The sequence below is a fragment of the Rhizobium sp. NFR12 genome (assembly GCF_900108545.1).
Classification (GTDB): Bacteria; Pseudomonadota; Alphaproteobacteria; order Rhizobiales; family Rhizobiaceae; genus Neorhizobium; species Neorhizobium soli.
This window is the reverse complement of the sequence record NZ_FNWM01000002.1, coordinates 994077-1007892: the sequence shown is the minus strand read 5'-3', so window position 1 is coordinate 1007892 and position 13816 is coordinate 994077. Positions and strand designations below refer to the sequence as shown.

14 protein-coding genes and 1 tRNA gene are annotated in these 13816 nt (G+C 59.1%); 6 read left to right on the top strand and 9 right to left on the bottom strand.

The features are described 5' to 3' along the window. Window positions 1-33: 33 nt before the first annotated feature. The 5 genes from BLW69_RS12215 to BLW69_RS12195 all read right to left on the bottom strand — a co-directional run bounded on the left by BLW69_RS12215 (window position 34) and on the right by BLW69_RS12195 (window position 4602). Window positions 34-1557, bottom strand: coding sequence for a helicase HerA domain-containing protein (locus BLW69_RS12215; protein WP_062457485.1), 1524 nt, complete (start codon window positions 1555-1557; stop codon window positions 34-36). A 112-nt stretch (window positions 1558-1669) separates the two neighbouring features. After that, window positions 1670-2308 carry a LysE family translocator gene (locus tag BLW69_RS12210; protein ID WP_092662130.1) on the bottom strand — a complete coding sequence of 213 codons (639 nt, stop codon included), beginning with the start codon at window positions 2306-2308 and terminating at the stop codon, window positions 1670-1672. Between the two features lie 61 nt (window positions 2309-2369). Next, window positions 2370-3167, bottom strand: a complete 798-nt coding sequence (gene murI / locus BLW69_RS12205; RefSeq protein ID WP_092662128.1) for a glutamate racemase — start codon at window positions 3165-3167, stop codon at window positions 2370-2372. Continuing rightward, a complete protein-coding gene (locus BLW69_RS12200; RefSeq protein ID WP_062580361.1) occupies window positions 3151-3990 on the bottom strand; it encodes an RNA methyltransferase in 840 nt (279 codons plus the stop codon). Before BLW69_RS12200 ends, murI begins: the two co-directional genes overlap by 17 nt. 81 nt (window positions 3991-4071) lie before the next feature. Further along, window positions 4072-4602 carry a hypothetical protein gene (locus tag BLW69_RS12195; protein WP_062457497.1) on the bottom strand — a complete coding sequence of 177 codons (531 nt, stop codon included), beginning with the start codon at window positions 4600-4602 and terminating at the stop codon, window positions 4072-4074. A gap of 242 nt (window positions 4603-4844) precedes the next feature. Here BLW69_RS12195 and BLW69_RS12190 point away from each other — a divergent pair, with 242 nt between their 5' ends. The 3 genes from BLW69_RS12190 to BLW69_RS12180 all read left to right on the top strand — a co-directional run bounded on the left by BLW69_RS12190 (window position 4845) and on the right by BLW69_RS12180 (window position 7146). Next, window positions 4845-6059, top strand: a complete 1215-nt coding sequence (locus BLW69_RS12190; RefSeq protein WP_062457500.1) for an NADP-dependent isocitrate dehydrogenase — start codon at window positions 4845-4847, stop codon at window positions 6057-6059. A gap of 79 nt (window positions 6060-6138) precedes the next feature. Continuing rightward, window positions 6139-6582: a GNAT family N-acetyltransferase gene (locus tag BLW69_RS12185; protein WP_244508807.1), complete on the top strand. Its 444-nt coding sequence runs from the start codon at window positions 6139-6141 to the stop codon at window positions 6580-6582. A gap of 225 nt (window positions 6583-6807) precedes the next feature. Next, window positions 6808-7146 carry a hypothetical protein gene (locus tag BLW69_RS12180; RefSeq protein ID WP_092662126.1) on the top strand — a complete coding sequence of 113 codons (339 nt, stop codon included), beginning with the start codon at window positions 6808-6810 and terminating at the stop codon, window positions 7144-7146. Between the two features lie 75 nt (window positions 7147-7221). On the opposite strand, the gene BLW69_RS12175 is transcribed toward BLW69_RS12180, so the two are convergent. From BLW69_RS12175 to BLW69_RS12165, 3 genes are all read right to left on the bottom strand, one after another. Beyond that, complete coding sequence (locus tag BLW69_RS12175) at window positions 7222-8844, bottom strand: ABC-F family ATP-binding cassette domain-containing protein (protein ID WP_092662124.1); 1623 nt, start codon at window positions 8842-8844, stop codon at window positions 7222-7224. A 186-nt stretch (window positions 8845-9030) separates the two neighbouring features. Then, a complete protein-coding gene (gene tig, locus BLW69_RS12170; RefSeq protein ID WP_092662122.1) occupies window positions 9031-10515 on the bottom strand; it encodes a trigger factor in 1485 nt (494 codons plus the stop codon). 146 nt (window positions 10516-10661) lie between these two features. Next, a tRNA-Leu gene (locus tag BLW69_RS12165) sits at window positions 10662-10746 on the bottom strand. A 394-nt stretch (window positions 10747-11140) separates the two neighbouring features. On the opposite strand from BLW69_RS12165, the gene BLW69_RS12160 reads away from it, so the two are divergent. The 3 genes from BLW69_RS12160 to trmFO all read left to right on the top strand — a co-directional run bounded on the left by BLW69_RS12160 (window position 11141) and on the right by trmFO (window position 13277). Then, window positions 11141-11287, top strand: a complete 147-nt coding sequence (locus tag BLW69_RS12160) for a DUF1127 domain-containing protein (RefSeq protein ID WP_082471897.1) — start codon at window positions 11141-11143, stop codon at window positions 11285-11287. A gap of 259 nt (window positions 11288-11546) precedes the next feature. Continuing rightward, on the top strand, window positions 11547-11690 hold the full coding sequence (locus BLW69_RS12155; protein ID WP_082471896.1) for a DUF1127 domain-containing protein: 144 nt from the start codon (window positions 11547-11549) through the stop codon (window positions 11688-11690). Between the two features lie 165 nt (window positions 11691-11855). Further along, window positions 11856-13277: a methylenetetrahydrofolate--tRNA-(uracil(54)-C(5))-methyltransferase (FADH(2)-oxidizing) TrmFO gene (gene trmFO, locus BLW69_RS12150; protein ID WP_062580357.1), complete on the top strand. Its 1422-nt coding sequence runs from the start codon at window positions 11856-11858 to the stop codon at window positions 13275-13277. Window positions 13278-13281: 4 nt separating this feature from the next. On the opposite strand, the gene BLW69_RS12145 is transcribed toward trmFO, so the two are convergent. Beyond that, entirely contained in the window at window positions 13282-13761 is a 480-nt protein-coding gene (locus BLW69_RS12145; protein WP_244476153.1) for a hypothetical protein, read from the bottom strand. Window positions 13762-13816: the final 55 nt, after the last annotated feature.

Below are 13816 nucleotides of genomic sequence, written 5' to 3'. Positions count from 1 at the left end.
CAAAATGTCAACAGCAGCCGGGTCGCTGCGGGCTTATTCCGCAGCAATCTTGAGATCGCCCTCATCAGGCGCTTCGGCACTGCCGGGCGCCGTTTCCGCCTGCAGCTCCGGAAACGCGACGATTCGCTTGCCGGTAAAGTCGGAATGGACCACGACCAGCCCCTGCTCTTCGAAATAGCCCAGCAGACGGCGTGCGCGGCGCGCGGAGTGCGTACCGTAGGCGCGGGCAATCCGTGCATCGGACGGGCATGGTTCGCCGCCGAGTGCCGCCTTTGCCATCATCAGAAACACGCCCTGAAGATCATCCGAAACACTGTTCGACATGGACAGCACCGTCGTCCAGGCTTCGCTCGATGCCATCGCAGCATCGACTCCGGAACGGGCAATCGCTGTCCGGCGACGGAAATCGCTGAGAGACAGCGGCGGCCCCGGCAGACGACGCATGCGGGCGCGAACAAGGAAGTCCTGATACAGAACCGCGTCCGTGCGATAGGCCGATTGCGGATCATCGAGGATCTCGGCCATGACCGCCATCAGCCGATCCTCACGCTCCTCGACCGTAAGCACGGGCAGCGGCGTCCGCGGCTCGGCGGCAGCCGGCTGAAGGGAAGCAGGCGTCGAGCGCGAGAGTTCCGCCAGAATGTCCGTAGTCGGCCGTGGCGCCGGCGCCTGGCGGCGGTTCGCCGTCAAAGGCCGGGTGAATTCTTCTGGATCCGGCGTGAAGATGAGACCTTCGACATCCAGATGCGCATCCGGCAGCGGCATCAGCTTCGGGCTGGACGAACGGGCCGATGTCTCGACATTGCCGATGATGATCGGCAGAGGCCGACGCGACAGAGCCGGACCGAGCGCGACGAAGTTGCCGCGCTTCAGATCGCGGAACATTTCCGCCTGACGCCGATCCATGCCGAGCAGGTCCGCGGCGCGGGCCATGTCAATATCGAGAAAGGTGCGGCCCATGAGGAAGTTGGAGGCCTCGGCCGCGACGTTCTTGGCAAGCTTTGCCAGGCGCTGCGTGGCGATGACACCAGCAAGACCGCGCTTACGGCCGCGGCACATCAGGTTGGTCATGGCCCCGAGCGACATCTTGCGGGCATCTTCGGAGACGTCGCCACCAACCGATGGCGCAAACATCTGGGCTTCGTCGACCACGACCAGAACCGGATACCAGTAGTCGCGATCGGCATCGAACAGGCCGTTCAAAAAGGCGGCGGCGGCGCGCATCTGCTCTTCGAGATCAAGGCCTTCGAGGGTCAGGACGCAGGACACGCGGTTCTTGCGGATACGGTTGGCAATGCCCGCGAGTTCGGCTTCGGTGCGTTCGCCATCGACGACGACATGACCGTATTTGTCGGCCAGCGTGACGAAATCACCTTCCGGATCGATCACGACCTGCTGCACCCACGGTGCGGACTGTTCCAGCAGCCGCCGCAGAAGATGCGACTTGCCCGAGCCCGAGTTGCCCTGAACGAGGAGACGCGTTGCCAGAAGCTCCTCGATATCGAGCTTGGCCGGATCACCCCCGGTCAGAGTTCCCATATCGATGCCGACCTGCAATGCCTTACCTCGTATGCCGTCTACACGCGGTCAAAGACCGCCCAAACATTCTCACTAACAGAGAAAGGGATTCGTTTCGCCGTGCAAGAGAGGAAATGCACAGGCTTTGCGGTCAGGCCGCTGCCCGCTTGAAGCCGAGCGACAGAAGCCCTGCCCCGATCATCAGCGAACCACCGGTCCGGTTGACTATTTTCTGCACCCGTGGCCGGCGGATCTGGTTGCGGGCCAGTGAGGCAAGAAGCCCGTAGAGCGTTGCGTTGATCGTCGCCAGAACCAGAAACGTCATCTCGAAGACAGCCATCTGGAAGAAAAGCGGTTTCGACAGGTCGAGAAACTGCGGCAGGAAGGCGACGAAGAACACGATGCCTTTCGGATTAAGCGCCGTGACCACGTAGGTGTGCAGCAGGATGCGCAACGGCTTTACCTGCGGCAGCTCCCCCTCGCCGGCTGCGACCTCTGGATCCATCACGGGTGCGCGCCACAGTTTGATGCCGAGATAGATCAGATAGGCGGCGCCCACCCATTTGAGGATCGTGAACAGCATCGCAGATGTGGCGAGCAAGGCGCCCAACCCCAGCATCGAGGCGGTCATTGCCGTGAAGTCCCCGAGTGCCACGCCAGCGACTGTCGCAGTCGCCACCTTTCGCCCGTGCGTCATCGCATAGGAGATGACGAGCAGAATCGTCGGTCCGGGAATGGCCAGAAGAATGGCGGATGCGGCGACGAAGGCCAGCCAGTTTTCAATCGACATCGTGTCTGCTCCTGATCCGGTAGGCCGAGCAAGCCACCGAATTTAGACGATGACAAGAGGGCTAGACCCGCAAACCAAACCCTTGCATCAGCCGCTGCGTGGCAAAATCCGGATTGCCAGAGGTAAACACCGCAAAGTCGAATTCGCCGGGGTGTTGCGCACCCTCCAGAAGCGGCACCTTGCGCCGGGCCTGTCGAGCGATCGCTTCCGCCGGATCGAGCCAGTCGACCGGCCAGGGCGCCAGGCGGCGGAACAGGTTCGCCATGAAGGGATAATGCGTACAGGCGAGAACGACGATATCGGTCTTGCGGCCGTCCTTCTCGACGAAGCAGGGCATGATCTCCGACAGGACCGAGTCGTCCGACAGGGTCTCGCCGCGGATATAGGCTTCCGCCATGCGGGCCAGATTTTCCGACCCGACAAGCCTCACGTGACACTGCGTGGCAAAGGACTGGATCAGATCACGCGTATAGGCGCGCTTGACGGTGCCGGGAGTTGCGAGGACGGACACGAGGCCGGATCGGGTTCGCTCGGCTGCAGGCTTGATCGCCGGCACGGTGCCGACGAAGGTCATCTCGGGGAAGCGCTCACGAAGGGCTGCGCCCGCCAGCGTGAACGCTGTATTGCAGGCGATGATGGAGATTTCCGGCTGGTAGTCGTTCAGCAGGCGCTCGAACTGGGACAGGATCCGCGCCGTCAGCGCCTCCTCCTCCCATCCGCCGTAAGGGAAACCAGCGTCGTCGGCGACATAGATGAAGCCGCGCTCCGGCATCAGCACCCGCGCCTCACGCAGCACAGTCAGTCCGCCGATGCCCGAATCGAACATCAGCACCGGCTTCAGGTCATTCGTCGCCGCCATTGCCTTCGGTCTCCTCGGTCACGTCGGCCTTCTTCTGCCTCGGCGTGGTTTTTCGTGGCCATTGACGTGGAAACGCATCCAGCGATTTGATCACGCCGCGAAACACGCTGACTTCCTGCTCCGAAAAGCTCCGCCGCGAAAGGACCGCGCGCAGATTGTCGATCATCTTCGGCTTCTTCTCAGGCGGATGGAAGTAGCCTCGGGCATCGAGCGCTTCCTCGATCTGCTCGAACATGCCGAACACTTGGTCCTTCGTCGAGGGCCGCTGCTCGATCGGCTGGAAGCGGGTTTCCTCGATATCGTCCATGCCGGATTTCATCCAGTCATAGGACATCAGCAAAACCGCCTGGGCGATATTGAGCGAGGCGAAGGCCGGATTGACCGGGAAGGTGACGATCTCGTCGGCGAGCGCCACCTCTTCGTTGCTTAAACCCCAGCGTTCGCGGCCAAACAGAATGCCGGTCTTTTCACCCGCCTTGAATTTCTCACGCAATGTGGACGCCGCATAGACCGGTGACCGAACGGGCTTGAAGCCGTAGCGTTCGCGCGCCGTCGTGGCATAGACGAAGTTCAGGTCGCGGGTCGCGTCTTCCAGCGTCTCGAAAACGACGGCTCCATCGATGACGTGGTCGGCCTTCGACGCGGCAGACCTCGCCTTCTCGTTCGGCCAACCATCACGAGGACTGACGAGGCGCAGTTCCGCCAAGCCGAAATTGGCCATGGCGCGCGCCACCATGCCGATGTTTTCGCCCAGTTGCGGTTCCACCAGAATGATGGCCGGGCCCTCGGCAATGAGCTCGCGCTCGCTATTCGTACCTGACATCGCTTAATCCCAACAATTTCAGGCTGGGCAGATAGCCGCCGGATGGATGAAGAGCAAGGCTTTCAGAAGGTTTGCTTCCCTCTACTCGCCCTTGGCGATCGATTGCATCTCTTCGACGAGCGAATCGCTTTCATTCTCGACAACGCGGTGGATGTCCTTGATGACCGGCTTGCCGTCTTCCTCGATGACGTCGAAATGCACTTCCGAAACGCTGTCCTTCATTTCCGCATCATCGATGCAGGCCCACTGCTTGAACGTGACCTTCACATCCGACACGCCATTTGCCGCCGGTGCCGGCACGATGGTGACGTCCTTCAGCGGGCAGCCGTCCTGCGAACTCGTGACGACGTCGTAGCCGAACGGATCGCCGGGGGCATTGTTTTCGGTTTCGTAAGCGGGGTGCTTGGACGCTTCCGAGTAGGCAGTCTGGAACGACTTGCTAAAATTCTGCTGGATCGGCTCGGGATCGAACAGCGACTTCCAGTCACTATCAACCGTATTCCAGTTGTCTTCGGTGATCTTCATCACCGCCTTTACCGGATCGGTCACATCCGCCGCCAGAACGCCGGTGGAAATCAGGGTGAAGAGAGAAAGAAGCGGGAGTATCCGCATATCATAGATCCAGTGCTGCGATGAGTTTTGGCGGACATTACGCCGCGCCCGATGTTTGGCAATGCTCAATCTTGAGGGCCAATTTCAGGCAGTATGATGATGGCGAGCGCATGTTCCAATTTTCTAACCGAATCGCGCCATATCAGACCGCACCATCTTTGCGTTCTCTTCCCCGCGATGCTATAGCGCCCCCGTTGATCATTTTTGAGGCCTAAACGGCCCATTACGGCAAGAGGAAGTCCATGCAGAAGATCAAGGTAGCGAACCCGGTCGTCGATCTCGACGGCGACGAGATGACCCGCATCATATGGCAGCTCATCAAGGACAAGCTGATCCTTCCCTATCTCGATCTCGACATCGAATATTACGACCTTTCCGTCGAGAACCGTGATGCGACGAACGACCAGGTCACCGTCGATGCGGCTCACGCAATCAAGAAGCACGGCGTCGGCATCAAGTGCGCGACGATCACGCCGGACGAAGACCGCGTGAAGGAATTCAATCTCAAGCAGATGTGGAAGAGCCCGAACGGCACGATCCGCAACATCCTCGGCGGCGTTATCTTCCGCGAGCCGATCATCTGCCAGAACGTGCCGCGCCTCGTTCCCGGCTGGACCAAGCCGATCGTTGTCGGACGCCATGCTTTCGGCGACCAGTACAAGGCGACCGATTTCAAGTTCCCCGGCAAGGGCAAGCTGACGATCAAGTTCGTCGGTGAAGACGGCCAGGTTATCGAAAAGGACGTGTTCGACGCCCCAGGCGCCGGCGTTGCCATGGCGATGTACAACCTCGACGAATCGATCCGCGAATTCGCGCGCGCTTCGATGATGTACGGCCTGATGCGGAAGTGGCCGGTCTACCTGTCGACCAAGAACACCATCCTCAAGGCCTATGACGGCCGCTTCAAGGATATCTTTGAAGAAGTTTACCAGGCTGAATTCAAGGCGAAGTTCGCCGAAATCGGCATCACCTACGAACACCGCCTGATCGACGACATGGTCGCATCGGCTCTGAAGTGGTCCGGCGGTTACGTCTGGGCGTGCAAGAACTACGACGGCGACGTCCAGTCCGACACAGTTGCGCAGGGCTTCGGCTCGCTCGGCCTGATGACCTCGGTTCTCTTGTCGCCGGATGGCCGCACGGTCGAAGCCGAAGCTGCGCATGGCACGGTAACGCGCCACTACCGCCAGCACCAGAAGGGCCAGGAAACCTCGACGAACTCGATCGCCTCGATCTTCGCCTGGACCCGTGGCCTCGCGCACCGTGCGAAGCTGGATGACAACGCCGAACTGGCAACCTTTGCCACCACGCTCGAAACCGTCTGCGTCGACACGGTCGAACAGGGCTACATGACCAAGGATCTGGCGCTTCTGATCGGCCCGGAACAGCCTTGGCTGTCCACGACTGCCTTCCTCGACAAGATCGATGAAAACCTGAAGACGGCCATGGCTGCCTAAGCCTCATCTCTTCAGTAGAATTCGGCAAACGGCGGGGTATACTCCCCGCCGTTTCTGTTTTTTGCTCGAGGAGATGCCCGTGACGACAATCCGCCCGCTTGAGCCTGCCGACCGTGCCGCATGGGAACCCCTGTTCAGAGCCTATCTCGAGTTCTACGAGTCGGAACTGCCGAAAGAACAGTACGACATCACGTGGTCCCGCTTTCACCATGATGACGAGCCCCTGCAGGCACTTGGCGCTTTCGACGAGAACGGGCAGATGGTCGGCATCGTGCATGTCGTCTTCCACCGCTCGACCTGGTTACCTGACATGACCTGCTATCTGCAGGACCTCTACGTCGACAGCAGCCAGCGTGGACGCGGCGTGGGGGAAGCCCTGATCGAGAAGGTGGCACTGCTCGCGCGCGACCAGAATGCCGGTCGGCTCTACTGGCTGACGCAGGAAGACAACACAGCCGCGAGGCGTCTCTATGACCGTGTCGCTGTGGCGCCAGGGTTTATCCAGTATCGCAAGCCGCTTTGAGAGACGCTTCCAGCAAGGCGGCTTAAACCGGACTTTGAGCAGTATTCCTGCCGGGTTTCACAGCGATACCTCGCGTTCCGCCGATGACACCGACAATGCTGCACGGCTTAATTAGTTGCGGTTTATCAATACTCTACAATTAATGATGAACCAACATGCTAGTTGTCTGCGGTTATGGAAATGATAGATGTTCCCTACCCCAATTCTGGGTTGAGGGACACTACCGTGAGAAAGACTGTACTTATTGCGGCCGCTGCACTGGCGGCTCTTTTTGCATGCACCACTACATCCAACGCCTCGGATCTCGTCTTTACCTTGAAGAACAAGACCAGCGGCACGCTTAAGCGTTTCTATACGTCGCCCGTCGGTGTTGACGACTGGGAAGAAGATGTGTTCGGCAAGGATGTTCTCGAGCCCGGCGAGAGTATCGAGATCACCATCGCTGACGGTCGCAGGGTCTGCAAATACGATCTGCGCTTCGAGTTCACCGAGGATTCAGGCCTCGAGGACCTCGAAGACTCGCAGGATCTCTGCAAGATGGGATCCTACACGATCCACGAGTGACACCGTGCCTACATCACCACCCGGTGATGTAGGCTGCTCACTGTGACTCCTCACGATGCTTCGGTTGGTCCAGGATCAGCTTGCGAGACCCGGCGCCTCGTAACCCGTGCGTTCGACATATTCCGTGTAGCCGCCATCGAAACGATGAACGCCGTCCGCGGTCACTTCCAACACCCGGTTGGACAGCTCGGCCAGAAAATGCCGGTCATGGCTGACGAACAGCATCGTGCCGTCATAGTCGGCGAGCGCCTTGATCAGCATTTCCTTGGTGTCGAGATCCAGGTGGTTGGTGGGCTCGTCCAGCACCAGGAAATTCGGCGGATCAAACAGCATTGCCGCCATGACGAGACGGGCTTTTTCACCACCGGACAGAACCCGGCATCTCTTCTCCACATCATCGCCCGAAAAACCGAAGCAACCGGCAAGGGTTCGAAGCGCGCCCTGCCCGGCCCGCGGAAACTCGGACTCCAGCCATTCGAACACTGTCTGCTCGCCGTCCAGCACATCCATGGCATGCTGGGCGAAATAGCCCATCTTGACACTGGCGCCGATCGAGACAGATCCGACGTCCGGTGTGGCGGAACCAGCGATCAGCTTTAGAAGCGTCGATTTGCCGGCGCCGTTGATGCCCATGATGCACCAGCGTTCCTTGCGTCGGATCATGAAATCCAGCCCGTCATAGATCAAGCGGCTGCCATAGGCCTTGTAGACGCCCTTGAGGTTAGCGACATCCTCACCGGAACGCGGTGCCTGCTGGAATTCGAAGGCGACCGTCTGGCGGCGGCGCGGCGGTTCCACCCGCTCGATCTTGTCGAGCTTCTTCACACGGCTCTGCACCTGGGCTGCGTGCGACGCGCGCGCCTTGAAGCGCTCGATGAACTTGATCTCTTTGGCCAGCATCGCCTGCTGCCGCTCGAACTGGGCCAGCTGCTGCTTCTCGTTCTGCGCCCGCTGCTGTTCGTAAAAGCCGTAATCGCCGGCATAGGTGTTGAGCGATCCGGCATCGATCTCGATGATCTTGTTGACGATCCGGTTCATGAACTCACGGTCATGCGAGGTCATCAGCAAGGCGCCGTCGTAGTTCTTGAGGAACTCCTCAAGCCAGATCAGGCTTTCGAGATCCAGGTGGTTGGACGGTTCGTCCAGCAGCATGACGTCCGGGCGCATCAAGAGGATGCGGGCAAGCGCCACGCGCATCTTCCAGCCGCCGGACAGTTTGCCGACGTCGCCGTCCATCATCTCTTCGCTGAAGGAGAGGCCTGCCAAAACCTCGCGAGCGCGGCTTTCCAGCCCATAGCCGTCCAGCTCCTCATAACGCGCCTGTACCTCGCCATAGCGATCGATGATGGCATCCATCTCGTCCATCCGGTCGGGATCGACCATCGCGGCTTCGAGCGAGCGCAGTTCGGCGGCAACGCTGCTGACTGGCCCTGCCCCGTCCATCACCTCGGTGACGGCGCTGACGCCCGACATTTCTCCGACGTCCTGATTGAAATAGCCGATCGTCACATGCTTCTCGACCGTGACCTGTCCCTCATCGGGCAGCTCCTGGCCGGTGATCATCCGGAACAGAGTCGTCTTGCCCGCCCCGTTCGGACCGACCAAACCGATCTTTTCGCCGCGGTTCAGGGCCGCAGAGGTCTCGATGTAGAGAATGCGGGAACTGTTGGACTTGCTGATATTCTCGATGCGGATCATGGCTGCCGGAAAGTGAGGACGCGTTCGGCGAGCCTTATGTCACGGGATGGGCCGGATGTCTTGGGGTTTCAGGATGCCGCCGGCCGGATGCATTCATGTTGATTTCGCAAGCAGCCGTGATGCAACACAACGCAAAAGGCCGAGCAGTTTCCTGCCCGGCCCTTCGTCAATTCGTATTCGAGAAGATTACTCAGCGCTGTCTTCAGCGGCCTTCTTCTTCGGTGCTGCCTTCTTCTTCGGAGCAGCAGCTTCTTCGCCTTCTGCAGCGTCTGAAGCTTCAGCCTTTGCCTTCTTCGGCGAGGCCTTCTTCTTGGCAGGCTTGTCGGCGTCTTCGCCTTCTTCTTCGGCGAGCAGCTCTTCCTTCGTCACGGTCTTATCGGTGACCTTGACCTCGGACAGGAGATGGTCGACGACCTTTTCTTCAAAGATCGGGGCACGCAGCGAAGCGGAAGCGCCTGGCGTGTTACGGAAGAAATCGAGGATTTCCTTCTGCTGGCCCGGGAACTGCTGCAGCTGAGCATAAAGCGCACGCTGCATTTCTTCCTCGGTTACTTCGACGCCGGCCTTTTCGCCGATTTCGGAGAGAACCAGGCCGAGACGGACGCGACGTTCGGCCAGCTTGCGATATTCTTCGCGTGCTTCTTCCTCAGTCGTTTCTTCGTCTTCAAACGTCTTGCCCGACTGCTGCAGATCGGTGTTGATCTGGCGCCAGATGTTGTCGAACTCGGCGTCAACGAGGCCCTGCGGCGCGTCGAACTTGTACATCTCGTCGAGCTGGTCGAGGATCTGACGCTTGACCTTCTGACGCGTGACGTTGCCGTACTGGCTTTCGATCTGGCCGCGGACGATTTCCTTCAGACGATCGACCGATTCGATGCCGAGCGTCGAAGCAAGTTCGTCGTTGATCTCGACGGCAGCCGGAGCAGCGATGTCCTTGACGGTGATGTCGAAGGTCGCGTCCTTGCCAGCCAGGTTCGGAGCCGGATATTCGGACGGGAAGGTCACGGTGATCTGCTTTTCGTCGCCCGACTTGACGCCGACCAGCTGGTCTTCGAAGCCCGGGATGAAGCGACCGGAACCGATGACCAGTTCTGCGTCTTCAGCAGTGCCGCCATCGAAGGCTTCGCCATCGACCTTGCCGAGGTAGTTCATGGTGACGCGGTCGCCTTCAGCGGCAACGCCATCCTTTGTCTCGAACGTGCGAGCGCTTTCGGCGATCTTGAGGATCTGCTCGTTGACTTCGTCTTCAGACACTTCAACGACTTCGCGCTCAACGGTGATACCGTCAGTCGACTTCAGTTCGATCGGCGGGATCACTTCATAGGTCAGGGTGAATTCGAAATCAGCCTGTGCATTGAGGATCTTTTCGGCCTCCGCCTCGTCTTCGGTCATCGATACCGAAGGCTGCGTTGCCGACTTCTCGCCGCGCTCGGAGAGAATCTTGGTGGGGCGTTCGCGGACGATCTCGTTGACGAGATCAGCCATGATCGACTTGCCATAGGTCTTCTTGAGGTGTGAAAGCGGCACCTTGCCCGGACGGAATCCGTTGATGCGAACCTTGTCCTTGGCATCGGCCAGACGAACGTTGAGCTCGGCTTCCATATCCTGCTTAGGGATAACGACCTTGATTTCGCGCTTCAGCCCTTCAGCGAGCGTTTCGGTAACCTGCATTTTTATACCTTCTTATCGTGGCGGCGGCGCCCATACAGCCGTTCGTGTTTTTCGTGAGCACACCACCGGAACTAAAAAGTGACCAGCCGCGGCTTTCATAAGCAGCGCGTCCTGCCGTTACCGGCGAACAGCGCGTCCAGCGATCCTGGTGCGGGTAGAGAGACTTGAACTCCCACGCCTTGCGGCACCAGAACCTAAATCTGGCGTGTCTACCAATTTCACCATACCCGCGCCCCTAGGCATCGAAACTCTAGCGGCCAGAGGCCTTCCGGAGCGCGCGTCTCTATAACACCCGTTTTCCTACACGCAAAGGAAAAATGAAGGTTTGTGACGCCTGTTTGATGATGATCAGAAGGGAGACTGCGTTCACCTCGGGTCGAGCTGGCAAGCCGGACAGGAACGGCCCTACGCGCCTTCATTGTGGGTGTAATAGACGTAAAATTCAGCGCCTGATCAAATTATGGTCAGATACAGCTCGTTTCCGCACGATCCTTCTGCATGCAATGCAACAGATGCATAGGTGGCATACGAAATGCGCGCTTTTTCCTTCGCAGCGCAGCATTTAAAACGATTAGCAACGCAGCCGGAAGCAATTAGCCGGCATTGACCAACGAAGGAAACGACCATGAAAATCGCAAAGAAGCTGAACGACTGGCGCAAGTACCGCGAAACGGTTTCGGAACTCGGCCGCATGTCGGACCGCGAACTCTCTGACCTCGGTATTGGCCGCTCCGACATCCGTCGCGTTGCACGCACGGCAGTCGGCTTCTAAAAATTTAAAGAACGACCAACGGTCTACCGTTTAAAAGCGCCTCCTTCGGGAGGCGTTTTTCGTTTGTGCATAGTGCTTCACGCAGCGAAACGGCTGCTGCTGCTTTTTCGTACGAAGCTGCAAAAAGCATCAACTCATTGCACAAACGCATGGCAGTCGCACATTTTTTGCACTGCACCTTTCGGCGCGTCTCACCTATATGAAGCTCATCGCCGGTGACGATAGATCACTGGGAAAAAGATGATTGAGGAAACACCAAATGAACCCGATCCGCATCGCTAAGAACTGGATCAGCTACCGCCGTACGATCAATGAACTCGGCAGCCTTTCCAACCAGGCGCTCAACGACATTGGTCTGACCCGCTACGACATCCGCGGCATCGCCGCTCGTTCCTTCCGTTAATCCATCCATTGTGATGGACCAGCGCGATATGATGTCGTGATGGCGAGAGAACGATAGTCGCAATGATCCGAAAAGATCAAAGAGACACCCAAGGAATGATCAGAGGCACCTTTTTAGGTGCCTTTTTGATTCCGGCCGTTCGAATGCCGTGATAATGAGCCGGACATGAGCACCATATCGAATTCGCCTACCCCTGCCCCAATCCACGTCGTCGGTGGCGGCCTTGCCGGCTCCGAAGCATCCTGGCAGATCGCTGAGGCCGGCATCCCCGTCATTCTCCACGAGATGCGCGGCGTGCGCGGCACCGATGCCCACCGCACGGACGGTCTCGCCGAGCTCGTCTGCTCGAACTCTTTCCGCTCCGATGATGCGACGGCCAATGCCGTCGGCGTCATCCATGCAGAAATGAGGCTGGCCGGCTCTTTGATCATGGCCTGCGCCGACAAAAATCAGGTCCCGGCCGGCGGCGCACTTGCGGTCGACCGCGACGGTTTCTCTCATGCAGTCACGCAGGCGATCGAAAACCATCCGCTGATCACCGTTGTGCGAGAGGAAATCCACGGTCTACCGCCGGAGGAATGGGACTTGGCCGTCGTCGCGACCGGTCCTCTGACGTCGCCCGATCTCGCAAAGTCGATCCAGGCCGAGACCGGAGAGGACCAGCTCGCCTTCTTCGACGCGATCGCGCCGATCGTCCACCGCGAATCGATCGATATGGATATCTGCTGGTACCAGTCGCGCTACGACAAGGTCGGGCCCGGCGGCACAGGCAAGGATTACATCAACTGCCCGCTCGACGAAGCGCAGTACAATGCCTTTCTCGATGCACTGATTGCGGGCGATACGGTCGGCTTCAAGGAATGGGAAGGCACGCCCTATTTCGATGGCTGCCTGCCGATCGAGGTCATGGCGGAGCGTGGGCGCGAAACGCTGCGCCACGGTCCGATGAAGCCGATGGGACTTACCAATTCACACAATCCGACCGTCAAGGCCTATGCCGTCGTCCAACTGCGGCAGGACAATGCACTTGGCACGCTCTACAATATGGTCGGGTTCCAGACCAAGCTGAAGTATGGCGCGCAGGCCGAGATCTTCCGGATGATCCCGGGGCTGCAGAACGCGGAATTCGCACGGCTCGGCGGCCTCCATCGCAACACCTATATCCAGTCACCGATGCTGCTCGATCACTCGCTGACCTTGAAGAGCCGGCCGGGCCTGCGATTCGCCGGTCAGATCACCGGCTGCGAGGGCTATGTGGAGAGTTCGGCAATCGGTCTTCTGGCTGGTCGTTTTGCGGCTGCCGAGCGCAAGGGCGAAGAAATCGTCCCGCCGCCGGCGACGACGGCCTTCGGTTCTCTGCTTGGGCATATCACCGGGGGGCATCTGGTCCACGACGAAGAGCCCGGCAAACGGTCCTTCCAGCCGATGAATGTCAATTTCGGCCTGTTTCCGGATCTTGCTCCCGGCTCCATCGTCAAACCCGAAGGCGTGAAGCGCTTCCGCGGCAAGGACAAGACGATCATGAAACGGCAACTGATGTCGGTTCGTGCGCTGAAGGACTGCCGTGAGTGGCTGGGTATCGCCTAAAAGCCTAATCGGAGCGGCCGGTGTTTGAAGCCGGCTGCGGTTCGGCCGAAAGCTGTCGATCGGCAACGCTCACATAATTGTCGAGAAGCCAAAGCGACACTTCTGCCGCCTCGTTTTCATTCTTGAACACGAAAGTTCCGTTCTGTGTCGGGGAGTCCAGGAATTCGGCCGAAAAGCCTTTCGGTTCGGGCGTCGGCGTGACCCGCACGCGGCCGGGCCGGATTACGTGGCATGCGAAATGATTGCCACGGTTGCGCATGATGCCTGACTTATTGTCGTGCAGTCGCACAAAGATCGTGTTCGCATCGGCTGTGCTGTGCAGGCTCCTGATGGCTTCGGCAGGATAGGCGCGACCGAATTCGAGTATCGCCAGTCCCATATCGTGAAGGCTGTCCTCGTCACTGTGCTTGACCAGGCGGGTAACATAAAAGGCCAAGGCCAGCATCACGCCGATGGCGATCGACCAAACTACCAAAGGGCTCAAGACTGCTTCTCCACTGATGGCAGATGCGCACCTGCCGATAGAGGGCATTTATCCC